This is a genomic window from Agromyces intestinalis (assembly GCF_008365295.1).
Classification (GTDB): Bacteria; Actinomycetota; Actinomycetes; order Actinomycetales; family Microbacteriaceae; genus Agromyces; species Agromyces intestinalis.
Map to the genome: position 1 here is coordinate 2,465,309 of NZ_CP043505.1, position 13,463 is coordinate 2,478,771.

A 13,463-nucleotide genomic window follows, 5' to 3' on the forward strand; every position below is an offset into this window, starting at 1 on the left:
GGCACGGCTCCACCCGATGACGACGAACCGGGGTTCGCCATGCAACGACACGTCTCCGCCGAACTCGTGCTGCGCGTGGCCGAGCCCGCGCGGCTCGCCTTCATGGTCGCGGTCTCAGGCGAGGCATCCGTCGAGCGTCTCGAGCTGCGGTCGGCAGGTCGGCCGGTCGCCGCGACCGAACTGACGGATGCCACGGGCAGCCGCATCCACGTCGTCGACGCGTCACCCGGGGAGCTGACCGTCTCGTACACGGCGACCGTCGACGGCCGAGCGGCGCCGGCCGTGGCATCCGAGGTCGACCTGCTCGCCTACCTGCGCCCGAGTCGATACTGCGAATCCGACACGCTGGCCGCGACCGCCGCCGCCGAGTTCGGCGGACTCGAGGGTGCCGCGCTGCTCGACGGCGTCTCGTCGTGGGTCGGCACGCGCCTCGCGTACGTGCCCGGATCGAGCGGGCCCACCGACGGCGCCGTGCAGACCCTGCTCTCACGGCAGGGCGTGTGCCGCGACTACGCGCACCTCGTGATCGCGCTGCTGCGCGCGCTCGGCGTACCGGCCCGGCTCGCCGCGGTGTACGCGCCCGGGCTCGACCCGATGGACTTCCACGCGGTGGCCGAGGCCCACGTCGACGGCGCCTGGCGCGTCGTGGATGCCACGGCGCTCGCACCGCGCTCGACGCTGGTGCGCATCTCGACCGGGCGCGACGCGGCCGACACGGCGTTCCTGAGCTCCTACGGCGGTGCCGTGGTGCTCGACTCGGTCGAGGTGTCGGCCGTGGCCGACGTGCTGCCCGACGACGACCTCACCGAGTTCGTCGAGCTGGGGTGAGCGACCATCCGTCGTCGTGCACACGACGGAAACCGCTCGGAAACACGGCCTGCCTACGCTGCCGACATGGAGGCCCGGTCGCGACGCATGGACATCGAGACGGCGCGGCTGCGGTTCGCGCCCGACAGCACCGAGCACGCGATGCTGGGGTCGCTCTCGGCATCGCTCGGCTCCGCGCTCGTGCCCGTCACGATCACGATCGAGGGCGGCACCCGCTTCGAGGTCGAGGCGGCTGATCCCGGAGGCCGCTTCTTCGCGCAGTTCGTCGCCAACCAGGGCGAGTTCAAGTCGGTGCACCGCAATCGGGTGAGCGCGAACCTGTTCAAGCTCGCCTGGCTCGGTCGACTGCTGCCCGACGCGCGGCTCGCGCTGTGCGTGAGCGGCACTGCGACCCAGGCGTTCACCCCGTCGAACTGGGTCACCCTTGCGTGTGCCGACCTCGGCATCGACGTGGTCGTCTTCCACGACGACGCGTCCCTCAGCGGTCTGTTCGGGTCGACGATGCCCGACTGGGCGGTCGCGGGGCATCCGGCCGGGAGTTCACAGGAATGAAACGCGTCGGGGATGCTCCTGAAACGTCGCCTTCCTACGCTCGAGGCCAGTTGGAATTCCGTGAGGCACATCGTCACCGATTCGCCTCGCACGCTCTCCAGACATCGATTCGCTGTTCGAGATCGTGGAGGATTCCATGCCATCACTCGTGGTCCTGTCGGGCAACCCGAGAACCCCGTCGAAGACGAGCGCCGCGGCCGTCGACCTGGCCGAGCGCATCGCGGATGCCTCGGGCCTCGCGGCGATCGCCGAGCCGGTCGTCGTCGAACTCGCCGAGCTCGGCGGCGCCGTGCTCGACCCGAGCGACCCGCGCACCGTCGCGGCCCGCGCGACCGTGGCCGCCGCGAGCGTGCTCGTCGTCGCGACGCCCGCATACAAGGGCTCGTACACGGGCCTGCTGAAGGCGTTCCTCGACGGCTACGGGCCGAGTTCCCTCGAGGGCGTCGCCGCGATCCCCTTCGTGGTCGCGGGCTCGCCCGCCCACACGACGCTCGTCGCCGACATCCACCTCCGGCCCCTCTTGCACGAGGTCGGCGCCGAGACGCCGTTCGGCCGGCTCGCGATGCTCGAGTCCGAGGTCGCCGACGCGATCGCGCGCGGCGAGCGGTTCGGCGCCTGGGTCGACGCACGCCGGCGACTCATCGCGGCGACCCTCGCCGAGGGGGTGATCGCGTGAGCGTGGTCGAGGACCGTCAGGTCGCGGTGCCAGCGACTTCGGGATCGACCTCGAGCGAGCCCGACAACCCGCTGCGCCGCGCGCTCGGGCACATGGCGACCTCGGTGACGCTCGTGACGACCACGCACGACGGCGGCCACCACGGGTTCACCGCCAACAGCTTCGCCGCCGTGTCGAGCGATCCGCCGCTCGTGACGGTGTTCCTCGCGAACTCGGCGACCTGCTACGGCGCCTTCGCCGAGACCGAGCACGTCGCCGTGAACGTGCTCGCCGACGGTCAAGGGGAGCTCGCGCGCCGGTTCGCGACCAAGGGCGCCGATAAGTTCGCCGGCATCGACCTCGACCCGCGACATCCCCACCTCCCCGTCGTCGCAGGCGCGATGGCCTCGCTCATCGGGCGGATCGACCAACGGTGGCCCGCGGGCGATCACCTCATGCTGCTGATCGCGGTCGACGACGTCGTCTTCGACCGCAAGGAACCGCTCGTCTACCACAACCGAACATTCAGGAGGCTGCTGTGAGCACACCCGCCACCACCGAGCCCGCCATCCGCCTCGCAGGTGCCCGCAAGGTCTACGGCACCGGGCCGGGTGCGCTGGTCGCACTCGACGGGGTCGACCTCGAGATCCCGGCCGGGCGGTTCGTCAGCGTCATCGGCCCGTCGGGGTGCGGCAAGTCCACCCTGCTGCGGCTCGTCGCGAGTCTCGAACGCGCCGACTCCGGCACGGTCGAGATCCGCGGGACATCGCCCGAGGAGGCCTGCGCGCAGAAGCTCGTCGGGTTCGTGCCGCAAACGCCCGCCCTGCTGCCCTGGCTCGACGTGCTGCAGAACGTCACGCTTCCGCAGCGCGTCAACCGCGGTGCCGGTCGGCGGCGGCTCCGCCATGCTCCCGACGGGCGTACCGCCCCCGACCTGCCGCGGCTGCTGCGCGAGGTCGGCCTCGGCGAGGCGATGCACCGGCTTCCGGCGCAGTTGTCGGGCGGGATGCAGCAGCGCGTCGCGATCGTGCGCGCGCTCGGGCTGCAACCCGAGGTGCTGTTGATGGACGAGCCGTTCTCGGCCCTCGACGAGTTCACCCGCGAGAGCCTGCAGGAGCAGCTGCTCGACCTGTGGGACGAGATCACGACCACCGTGATGTTCGTCACCCACTCGGTGACCGAGGCCGTGCGCCTGTCCGACACCGTCGTGGTCATGGCCCCGAAGCCCGGGCGGATCGTCGACGTCATCGACATCGACCTGCCGCGTCCGCGCGGCGCGGCGCAGCTCAAGACCGCCGACTTCCACCACTTCGAAGACCTGATCCGCGACCGCCTGCAGTCCGCATGGCGCGATCGCCCGACCGCCCACGCCGCCTAGGAGCCGCAGATGACCACGCTCGATGCCACCCCCGGCCTCTCCGATCCGGTCACCGTCGCGGACCGCGCCGCATCGGCACCCGCGACGACGGCGGCGCGGACCCGCCGCCGCTCGCTTCCCGCCGCACTCCGCCCGAGCCGATGGCTGCCGATCACCGTCATGCTCATCGCGCTCGGCGCCCTCTGGGAGCTCGGCGCGACGCAGATGCCCTACCTGCTTCCGCACCTCGGATCGATCGCCGCCACCCTCACGGGCAATCCGCTGTTCTACCTCGAGAACGCGTGGATCACCCTGCAGGAGGCACTGCTCGGCCTGGTGATCGCCTTCGTCGCGTCATCGGTGCTCGCCGTGCTCGTCAGCGAGCTGCCCCTCGTGAAACGGGCCATCATGCCCGTCGCGGTCGTGCTCAACGTCACGCCGCTCGTCGCGATCGCGCCGGCGCTGGTCGTCGCGTTCGGCTTCGGCCCCGAACCGAAGCTGATCGTGACCGCTCTGATCTGCTTCTTCCCGATCCTGATCAACCTGTCGGTCGGACTCCGGTCGGTGCCGCAGCCCGTGCTGCAGTTCTACCGCACCGTCCACGCGTCGCGGATCGAACTGCTCCGGCACCTGCGCGTTCCGAACGCGCTGCCGTACCTGTTCGCCGCCCTGCGCATCGTCTTCCCGCTCTCGGTCGTCGGCGCGGTCGTGGCCGAGATGTTCGCACCCGGGGCTTCCAAGGGCCTCGGCACGACCATCAGCCTCGCCAGCAGCAACAACCAGCTGTCCGTCATCTACGCGTCGATCTTCATCCTCGCGCTCATGGGCACGGCGTTGCTCGCGATCGTGACCGCGGTCGAGCGGCGCGCGTTGCACTGGCACGACACGCACGCCGATCGCGCCGACTGACTCGCCCCACCTCGCCTCCAGCCCGACCTCGTTCCTCGTCCGCGCACCAACCTCCCCCGCAACACCGCACCCATCACCGCACCGCACTCACAGCCCCGCAGCATCCACCCCGAGGCATCGCGCCTGCGGGTGATCGCCGCACCCTTCCGAGTCCCCCAGGAGGACCCATGTCCCAGCGTTCCGCCCTTCGATCGGCCGTCGCCCTCGCCGGCCTCGGCGCCACCCTCGCCGCACTGACCGGATGCGCCGCCGCCGCGGAACCGGCCACCGCCGTCGGCGGTGCGATCTCCGCCGAGCGCTGCGCCGAGAACCAGGCCGCAGGCACCATCACCTACCTCACGGGGTACCAGTACCAGGCATCCGCGTCCATCCTCGAGATCCTGGCGGCCGAACAGCTCGGCTACTTCGACGACGTCTGCATCGACCTCGAGATCCAGCCCGGCACCGGTGACACCGGCCAGAACACGCAGCTCGTCGCGAGCGACCAGGTGCAGTTCACGGCCGTGAGCCAGCAGGACCTGCTGGCCGCGCAGGACAACGGCATCGAGCTGGTCGGCATCTCGTCGTATTCCAATGTGGGACTCGAGATCCTCATGACCGGGCCCGAGATCACCGACCTCACCCAACTCGACGGCACCATCCTGGGCCAGAAGGGCGCGCTGCCTTCGGGTGTCCACGCCATGCTCGACAACGCAGGCGTCGACGTCGACAGCATCCAGCAGGTCACGGTCGGCTACGACCCGAGCGTGCTGCCCCGCGGACAGGTCGACTCGCTGACCGGGTTCATCTCGAACGAGCCGAACCTGCTTGCGGCATCCGGCGACGAGGTGACCGTGTGGCGTCCGTATGACTACGGCGTGCCCGGATCGCTCGGCGCGCTCGCCGCGAACCCCGAGTTCGCCGCGGAGCACCCCACCGTGGTCGAGGACTTCCTGCGTGCGGCGTTCCACGCGTTCGAGTACTGCGCCGACAACGCCGAGGAGTGCGTCGGCTACGCCGCCGAGATCTCGGGCGAGGGGTACGACGTCGATCACAACGTCGCGATCTGGAACACCGAGGTCGGCATCATCGCCGACACCCGGCCCGCCGGGGCCGACCTGGGCGCGATCGACCCCGACAACATCGCCGCACTTGCCGAGATGCTCGACACCTACGGCCTGCTCACGACGCCGCTGACCGCCGACGAGGCCAACGCGTTCTTCGACCCGTCGTACGTCGAGGCGATCTCGGCCGACGGCGAGGTCGTCTGGCCCGCGCCGTAGACGGCCGCACCCGCGGCTCCCATGCCGGCCGGGCGGCGGGCCCCCAGCCCCGACCCACCGCCGCCCGGCCACCCAGCACCACCCCGAACCGAAGGAACGGACCCATGCAGCACAAGGACTACGGCGTGTTCCTGCCCAACGCGGCAGGCGGCTGGCTCATCTCGACCACGGCCCCGTACCCGCCGGCGAGCTACGACTACAACCGCTCGGTCGCACTCGTCGCCGAGCGGATCGGACTCGACTTCGTCATGGCGATGGCGAAGTGGCGCGGTTTCGGCGGCTCGACCGACCACTGGGGCGAGACCATCGAGTCGATGACGATGATGGCCGGCATCGCCGAGGCCACCGAGCGCGTGAAGATCTGGGCCACCGTGCACGCGAACATGCAGCACCCCGCGTTCGCGGCGAAGGTCTTCACCACGCTCCAGCAGATCAGCCGCGGGCGCGCGGGCATGAACATCGTGAACGGCGCGTACGCGGACGAGTTCGAGCAGATGGGGATCTGGGACGCCGAGATGTCGAAGGACGCTCGCTACCGGATGACCGAGGAATGGACGCGCGCCGTGCTGCGCCTGTGGAGCGAGCCGTCGGTGACGATGCACGGTGAGTTCTTCACGCTCGAGGACTGCGAGTCGCGACCGCACCCCGACCCGCGGCCGACGATCATCAGCGCCGGCAGGTCGCCCCAGGGCCGCGCCTTCCAGGCCGCGTTCGCGGACGGCGCCTTCCTCGGCGCCGAGAGCCTCGATGAGATGCGCGACCTGTCGCGCGACGTCCACGAGAAGGCCGCAGCGGCCGGGCGCGAGGTGCGCACCTACTCGATGCTCACGATCGTGCAGGACGAGACGGATGCCGCGGCGGAGGCACGAGTCATCCGCTACGGCGAAGGCCTCGACCGCACCGCGCTCGGCAACATGCGCCGCTCGTGGGGATGGGACGACAAACGCGCTCTGTCGTGGGCCGAGGGCGCCAAGGGTGAGGAGGCGTTCCAGACGCCGTACGTGGCCGGCGACGCCGCGACCGTCGCCGAGCGCATCCAGTCCGTGCTCGAGACCGCCGAGCTCGACGGGCTCATGCTCATCTTCCCCGACTATCTCGAGGACATGCCCGTGTTCGGGGAGTCGGTGCTGCCGGTGCTGCGAGCGGCCGAGTCCGAGAGCATCGCCGCATGAGCGCCCTGCGCGAACGACAGCTCGGCGGGCTCACCGCCGACGGCGCCGCGCTGCTCGTCGTCGACGTGCAGCGATCGTTCGGCGACCCCGAGTTCCTCGCGCCCTACGAACTCGACGATGCCGCAGGGCGGTCCGTCGCGGCGGCCGTCGACGCATCGGCGCGTCTCGTCGATACCGCGCGTGCAGCCGGCGTGCCGGTGTTCTGGGTCGAACTCGGCACCGATCCCGGCTCGCCATGGCGGGCGAGCGCGTGGCTCCGCGCCGGCGACCTCGATGCGCCGCTCTCGGCCGACGAGCCCTGCGTGATCGGCACGCCCGGCGCGGAGTGGTATCGGCTTCGCCCGAGCGAGGGCGAAGCGCGCATCGTCAAGCGCGGGTACAGCGGGTTCCTCGGCACCGACCTCGGCGCTCGACTCGAGGCATCCGGCGTCCGCTGGGTGACCGTCGCGGGCCTCACGACCGAGTGCTGCGTCGCCGCCACCGCGACCGACGCGATCCAGCTCGGTTGGCCGGTCGTCGTCGCGACCGATGCGACCGCCGCGTACGACGTGGACCTGCACGCGCACGCCCTCGAGCAGCTGGCGCTGAACGTCGGCGTGCTCGCCACGGTCGACGAAGTGCGCGAACGATGGGAGGCCGTGCGATGAGCGGCATGCACCTGGCCTACGACCTCTCGTTCACCCACACCGAGGGCCGGTGGGCGCGGCCCGGATCCTGGGTCGGTCGCACGTTTCCCGACGTGCGCATGTTCCAGGAGCTCGCGATCAGCGCCGAGCGCGCCGGCATCGATCTGCTGTTCTTCGGCGACGGCAGCGGCATCCCCGACACCTGGCGCGGGTCGATCGCGCCCGCCGTCGAGTGGGGGGTGCAGTGGCCTCGCCAGGACATGAGCCCCTTCATCGCCGCGATGGCCGCGGTCACCGAGCGCATCGGGTTCGGCCTCACGTATTCCTCGACGTTCATGCATCCGTTCTATGTGGCGCGACTGCTGAACTCGCTCGATCACGTGTCCGGTGGGCGCATCGCGTTCAACGTCGTCGCCTCGACGCGGCTCGCCGACGCTGCCAACTACGGATTCGACGAACTGCTCGAGCACGATCGCCGCTACGAGCGCATGGAGGAGTTCATCGACGTCTGCAAGGCGCTCTGGGACTCGGTGCCCCCCGAGGCGATCGTGATGGACCGCGAGACCGGGCGCTTCGCCGACCCCGAGCTCATCAGCCCGATCGATCACGCGGGAGCGTACTTCCGGGTCAAGGGGCCGCTCTCGAGCATGCCGAGTCCGCAACGGCATCCGGTGCTCGTGCAGGCGGGCAACTCGCCTCGCGGCATCGCGACGTCGGCGAAGTTCGCCGACCTCATCTTCGGCTTCGGCGGCTCCGTGGCGGGCCAGCAGCGCCATCGGCGGATGCTCGACGAGGCGCTGACCGCCGAGGGGCGCGACCCGTCGGGGGTCGGCATTCTCTGGGCGACGCAGGTCATCGTCGGACGCACCGAGGCCGAGGCCGAGGCGCGCAAGGCCGAGGTGCTCGAGTTCTGGAGCGAGGACGCGGTGGGCGCCTACCTCTCGCACAATGCCGGCTTCGACTTCTCGGAGCTGCCGCCGACGTTCCGGCTCGGCGACCTGTCGGAGCGGATCGTCGCCGCACACGCGAGCCCGGGCGGGCTCGTCGGCGCGCTGGTGGACGAGTACGGACAGGATCACCGGATGTCTCGCGCCGAGTTCTTCGAACACGGATGGCGCAGCGCCACCGGGCTCGACCACACCCTCTGCGGGGCACCCGGCCGCATCGCCGACCTGCTCGAGGAGAACTTCGCGGCGACCGGCTCGCGCGGCGGATACATGTTCTCGACGCCGTTGCCGACCCCGTCGGGTCTCGACGACATCGGCGAGCTGCTCGCACCCGAGCTGCGCCGCCGCGGTGCGCTCGCTCCTGCCTACCCGGCGCGAACCCTCCGCGAGAACCTCGCGGCGTGACACGCACGACTCCGTCCACCCGCACCGCGGAAGCCCCCGGCTGGGCGCCGACCCTGCTCATCTGCGCCTTCATCGCCACCGCGCAGATGACCTGGGGCGCGGTCGTCCCCGTGCTGCCGATCATGGTGGCCGACCAGCAACTGCCGACCGCGGTGCTCGGGCCGGTGATCGCGGCGTTCGCGATCGGCCGGGTGCTCGTCAACATCCCCGCCGGGCTGGCGCTGCGGGGCGTCCCTCCGCGGGCGCTCATGCTCGCGACCTGCCTGCTGCTCACCGCGGTCACCGCCGCGACCGGATTGGTCACGGACCCGGCCCTGCTCGTGGTCGCGCGGCTCGTCGCGGGCGTGCTCGGCGGTGCCGCGGTGACGGTCGGCTTCTCGGTGCTGCTCGCGGGTGCGCCCTCGGCCCGCCGCGGCCGTGTGGTCGCCGTGGCCACCGTCGTGCAGATGAGCGCGGCCGCGGTCGGAGCGACGCTGGGCGGCGCGGTCGTCGCGTTCGCCGGCGTCGCTGCCGCGTTCGCCGCGGCCGCGGTGCCGGTGCTGCTCGTGACGATCATCGACGTGATCCGGCCGGCCCGCGCCTACTGGTCGTCGTTCGAACGCGCCTCGGCCCCGGCCGGCCGACCGCCCGTCCCGCGGGGCGATCGGACCGCAGATCTCGCCCTCGTCGTGGCGCTCGCGGCCGTCTCGTTCGCACTGTTCTTCGCGCGATTCGGCATCGAACAGGGGCTCGTGCCCGTGCTCGCCTACGAACAGGGCGGGCTCGACCCGCTCGGACTCGGACTGGCGCTCGGCGCCGGCACCGTGCTCAGCATGGTCGCGCTGCCCTTCGTCGGTCGGGCGGTCGACCGCGGCGCGCGTACCGCGGTCATCGCGGTGAGCGGCATCGGTGCGGCGCTCGCCGTCGTCGCGTTCGGATTGGCGGCCGAGCCGATCGGGTTCACGGCCGCGATCGTGGGCTACGCCGTGGCGACGAGCGTCGCGAACGTGGTGCCGGGCGTCGTCACCGCCGAGGCGTTCCCCGGAACCCGTTCGGGATTCGTGGTGGGCGTCACGCGCACCGCGGGCGATGTCGGTGCCGCCGCCGGACCGCTCGCCGCCTTCTGGCTCGCCGAGCGCTTCGACGTGTCGATCGCGCTCGGCGTGGTCGCTGCCGTGCTCGCGGCGCTGATCGGATGGTTCGGCGTCGTCGTGCTGCGGCAGGGGCCCGCGGCATCCGTGCCCGCGGCGACGTGAGGGGCATCCGCGCGACAGCCGGCGTGCCGCCGCGTGCTCAGCCCTCGAGCACCCCTTCGGGGTCGCGCAGCACGATGCGCGGCCGCCCGTCGGTGTCGGTTCCGGCGAGTTCGGGCAGGGCGCGCAGCACGCCGGCCGCGCCCCGCGCGACCCGGGTGACGGCGGTGAAGTCGAGCACGAGGCATCCCTGCTCGCCGACGAGCGGAGCGAGACGCGTCAGCAGCTCCTCGGCGCCCGCGAAGGCGATCTCGCCCCGCAGCACGGCGACCAGATCGTCGCCCTCGTGCGCGAGCGAGGCGATGGGCGACAGCGGGTCGCCGCGATGGCGCAGCAGGTGCAGCCCCGACTGGCTCGAGAGGGCCTCGAGCATCGCGACGCCGCGCACGCTGTTGCCGCGTGCGTCGAGCGGCGGGCTGAAGGTGCCGATGCCGAACTGGCCCGGCTGCAGGGCGACGATGCCGCCGCCCACGCCGCTCTTGGCCGGGAGCCCCACCCGCACCAACCAGTCGCCCGACGCGTCGTACATGCCGCAGCTGGTCATGACCGCCGTCGTCCAGCGTGCGGCGTCCTCGCCGACCACCCGTTCGCCGGTGACCGGGTTGACGCCGCCGGTCGCGAGCGTTGCGGCCATGATCGCGAGGTCGCGCGCGGTGACCGTGAGCGAGCACTGGCGGAAGTACGCCGTCGTGGCGATCTCGGCGGTCGAGGCGAGCGTGCCGGCCGAACGGGTGAGGTAGGCGAGGGCGCGGTTGCGGTCGCCCGTCGCCGCCTCGGAGGCGAACACGGCCTCGTCGACGTCGAGTTCGCGCCCGGCGAACGCCTGCAGCCCGGCCCGGATGCGCGCGAACTTCTCGTCGGCGGTGTCGCCGGGGATCAGCGACGACGTGACGATGGCGCCCGCGTTGATCATGGGGTTCAACGGGCGACCGGATGCCTCGTCGAGGCTGATGGCGTTGAACGGCTCGCCGCTCGGTTCGAGGCCGACGTGCCGGGTGACCTCCTCGAGTCCGAGCGCGTCGAGGGCGAGTGCGAACACGAACGGCTTCGAGACCGACTGGATCGTGAACTCGACCGCGCTGTCGCCCGCCTCGTGCACGACGCCATGCGTGCTGGCGAGTGCGATGCCGAGTGCCCGGGGGTCGGCCTTCGCGAGCTCGGGGATGTAGCTCGCGACCTCGCCGTCGGTGCGGTCGCGCACCTCGTCGAGGATCGAGCCGAGCACGGAGCGGAGCGGGTCGCGCAGGTCGACGGCCATGCGGTCAGCCTAGTCAGCGGTACGCCGAGCGTTGGCACTCTCGGGTCGAGAGTGCTAATCTGACCATACTTGAGTCGATCCCGCTCAAGTCTTGAACCTTCGGTCGCGCAGCCGCGACCGACCCACACCGAGGAGGAATCCATGCCTGTCACCTGGGACCCGTTCCGCGACCTCGACCGTCTCGCCGCGAGCATGCTCGACTCGCGGCAGGGGCCGCGCATGATGCCGATCGACCTGCACCGCGACGGCGACCACTACGTGCTGAGCGCCGACCTGCCGGGCGTCGACCCGGGCTCGATCGACATCGACATCGACGGCCAGCTGCTGACGATCCGCGCCGAGCGCACGCTGCGCGACAGCGACAGCGAGGGCGTGCAGTGGCTCGCGCACGAGCGCCCGAGCGGGTCGTTCCTGCGCCAGCTCACCGTCGGCGACGGCATCGACACCGCCGCGATCAGCGCGCACTACGACAACGGCGTGCTGAGCGTCATCATCCCCGTCTCCGAGCGGGCCAAGCCCCGCAAGGTCGAGGTGCGGGCGTCGACGCCCGAGTCCGCGCCGCGCGAGGTCGCCGCGGGCGAGTAGCGCGTTCCGACACGAGGGCGGATGCTGCGAGGCATCCGCCCTCGTCGCGTCTGCCGGTGACCCGGTGCGCCGAAGCGGCCGACCACGCGATCACTGCGCTAGCTGAGGTGCGCGAGTCGCGGCCACAGCTCGTTCCACGGGGTGGTGCGACCGACGCAGCGGATCACCGGCAGCCCCTGCTCTTCGTTGTCGACGTCGAGGCCGTTGTCGAGCGTCGCCTCGGTCGTGCACTCGTCGAAGTCCGCGGCGAGGCGCGGCGAGATCCGTCCGACGAACACCACGTCGCGCGCCGACTCGGGTGGCCCCGCCTGGAACCAGAGCGCATTGTGCCCGCTGAACACCGCCCCCGGGTCGAGCCCGACGTCGGCACCGAACCGGGCGAGCGCACCGGCCTCGCCGTAGTTCGAGGTGATCACGATCGGCGCAGGCCCCGAGCCATCCGGGTCGCTTCCCTCATGGACGACCGCGGCGACCTGCTCGACGTACACGGGCCATCCGATCGAATCGCCCACCGTCTGGTTCGCGGACGCGAACGGGCTCGCGCCCACCCAGGCGAGCGGCAGCAGCGGCAGCGCGATGAGCGCCGAGACGATCGCGTTGAGCGCCACCGCCGACCACACCAGCACTCGGCGCCACGTGGCGCGCATCCACTCGGCGGTCGGCACGGCGCCGAGCCCGAGCAGCACCTCGACGATGCCGAGCGGGTAGTACGCCTGCGCGCCGCCGATGATCGTGGCGAGCACGACGACCGCGAACGCGACGGCCAGGCACCGGATGGGCCGCCATGCGGGTCGGCGGAACAGCGCCACGAGCCCGGCGACCCAGATCGGCACCAGCGGGGGGCCGACGAGCAGCAGCAGGAGCGGCAGTGTGAGCACGCGGCTCGCGGCGTCGGTGTCGTCGGCGAGCGCGGCGCCCATACGCAACTGCGGCAGGTCGTTCGCGACCTGGTAGACGAGGTTCGGCGCGGCGAGCACGACGGCGAGCGCGACCCCGCCCCAGAGCCACGGCGAGCGCAGCGTCTTCCACGGCCCCAACGCCAGGATGCCGAGGCCGATTGCGGCGACGAGCTGCACGATGAGCAGCTTGTTGAACGTCGCGAGCCCGGTCACCGTGCCCACCGCGAGCCACCAGCGCGGGTCGCGCAGCAGCGCGCGCACCACGAACCATCCGACGAGCAGCCACGCCGCCAGGTCGATCGACGCGGTCAGGAAGATATGGCCGAAGACCATCGGGAACGAGGCGGATGCCGCGGCCCATGCCGCCAGCGCCTGTGCCCGCCGACCGCCGCCCGCCTCGCGGGCGACGAGCGCGACGAGCAGCACGGCCGAGATCGCGGCGAGGATCGCCGGGATGCGCAGCGCCCACGGCTCGTCCACGACCGACGTGATCGCGCGAGCGAGCAGCGGGGTGAGCGGCGGCTGGTCGACGTATCCCCACGCCGGCTCGAGCATGCGGAAGTACAGTTCGTCGCGGTGGAATCCGTACCACTGGCTCGTCGCCGCGAGCAGCAGCCCGAGCGCGGCCATCGCGGCGAACACCGGCCCACGGGCGAGCGGGGGGTGCGCGGCGAGGTGCGACCCCGCTTCGGGCGGGGCGGATGCTGCTGCCTCCGCGAGCGGCTGCGAGGTCGCCCCGGCCTCCGACATGCGGCTCACCCTAGCGGCACCCGTGA

14 protein-coding genes are annotated in these 13,463 nt (G+C 71.7%); 12 read left to right on the top strand and 2 right to left on the bottom strand.

Annotated elements, in window-relative coordinates:
• Window positions 1–39: 39 nt before the first annotated feature.
• The 11 genes from FLP10_RS11240 to FLP10_RS11290 all read left to right on the top strand — a co-directional run bounded on the left by FLP10_RS11240 (window position 40) and on the right by FLP10_RS11290 (window position 9,948).
• Window positions 40–828 carry a transglutaminase-like domain-containing protein gene (locus FLP10_RS11240; protein WP_149162223.1) on the top strand — a complete coding sequence of 263 codons (789 nt, stop codon included), beginning with the start codon at window positions 40–42 and terminating at the stop codon, window positions 826–828.
• Between the two features lie 66 nt (window positions 829–894).
• A complete protein-coding gene (locus tag FLP10_RS11245; protein ID WP_149160945.1) occupies window positions 895–1,380 on the top strand; it encodes a hypothetical protein in 486 nt (161 codons plus the stop codon).
• Window positions 1,381–1,516: 136 nt separating this feature from the next.
• Window positions 1,517–2,056, top strand: coding sequence for an NADPH-dependent FMN reductase (locus FLP10_RS11250; RefSeq protein ID WP_149160946.1), 540 nt, complete (start codon window positions 1,517–1,519; stop codon window positions 2,054–2,056).
• Entirely contained in the window at window positions 2,053–2,577 is a 525-nt protein-coding gene (locus tag FLP10_RS11255) for a flavin reductase family protein (protein WP_149160947.1), read from the top strand. The genes FLP10_RS11250 and FLP10_RS11255 overlap by 4 nt, the downstream gene beginning before the upstream one ends.
• Window positions 2,574–3,413, top strand: a complete 840-nt coding sequence (locus FLP10_RS11260; protein WP_149160948.1) for an ABC transporter ATP-binding protein — start codon at window positions 2,574–2,576, stop codon at window positions 3,411–3,413. The genes FLP10_RS11255 and FLP10_RS11260 overlap by 4 nt, the downstream gene beginning before the upstream one ends.
• 9 nt (window positions 3,414–3,422) lie before the next feature.
• A complete protein-coding gene (locus tag FLP10_RS11265; protein ID WP_210418388.1) occupies window positions 3,423–4,301 on the top strand; it encodes an ABC transporter permease in 879 nt (292 codons plus the stop codon).
• A 167-nt stretch (window positions 4,302–4,468) separates the two neighbouring features.
• Entirely contained in the window at window positions 4,469–5,563 is a 1,095-nt protein-coding gene (locus tag FLP10_RS11270; protein WP_149160949.1) for an ABC transporter substrate-binding protein, read from the top strand.
• Between the two features lie 104 nt (window positions 5,564–5,667).
• Window positions 5,668–6,735, top strand: coding sequence for an LLM class flavin-dependent oxidoreductase (locus FLP10_RS11275; protein ID WP_149160950.1), 1,068 nt, complete (start codon window positions 5,668–5,670; stop codon window positions 6,733–6,735).
• Entirely contained in the window at window positions 6,732–7,382 is a 651-nt protein-coding gene (locus FLP10_RS11280; RefSeq protein ID WP_149160951.1) for a cysteine hydrolase family protein, read from the top strand. The genes FLP10_RS11275 and FLP10_RS11280 overlap by 4 nt, the downstream gene beginning before the upstream one ends.
• Window positions 7,379–8,713 (top strand): NtaA/DmoA family FMN-dependent monooxygenase, encoded by a 1,335-nt coding sequence (locus tag FLP10_RS11285; protein WP_149160952.1) that lies wholly within the window; start codon window positions 7,379–7,381, stop codon window positions 8,711–8,713. Before FLP10_RS11280 ends, FLP10_RS11285 begins: the two co-directional genes overlap by 4 nt.
• Complete coding sequence (locus FLP10_RS11290; RefSeq protein WP_149160953.1) at window positions 8,710–9,948, top strand: MFS transporter; 1,239 nt, start codon at window positions 8,710–8,712, stop codon at window positions 9,946–9,948. The genes FLP10_RS11285 and FLP10_RS11290 overlap by 4 nt, the downstream gene beginning before the upstream one ends.
• A 37-nt stretch (window positions 9,949–9,985) precedes the next feature.
• Here the strand turns inward: FLP10_RS11290 and glsA are convergent, their stop codons facing one another.
• Window positions 9,986–11,203 carry a glutaminase A gene (glsA, locus tag FLP10_RS11295; RefSeq protein ID WP_149160954.1) on the bottom strand — a complete coding sequence of 406 codons (1,218 nt, stop codon included), beginning with the start codon at window positions 11,201–11,203 and terminating at the stop codon, window positions 9,986–9,988.
• 141 nt (window positions 11,204–11,344) lie between these two features.
• Here glsA and FLP10_RS11300 point away from each other — a divergent pair, with 141 nt between their 5' ends.
• The gene (locus FLP10_RS11300) at window positions 11,345–11,788 is read left to right on the top strand and encodes an Hsp20/alpha crystallin family protein (RefSeq protein ID WP_149160955.1); all 444 of its coding nucleotides are present in this window, start codon (window positions 11,345–11,347) and stop codon (window positions 11,786–11,788) included.
• A gap of 98 nt (window positions 11,789–11,886) precedes the next feature.
• On the opposite strand, the gene FLP10_RS11305 is transcribed toward FLP10_RS11300, so the two are convergent.
• A complete protein-coding gene (locus tag FLP10_RS11305) occupies window positions 11,887–13,437 on the bottom strand; it encodes a glycosyltransferase family 39 protein (protein ID WP_168209180.1) in 1,551 nt (516 codons plus the stop codon).
• Window positions 13,438–13,463: the final 26 nt, after the last annotated feature.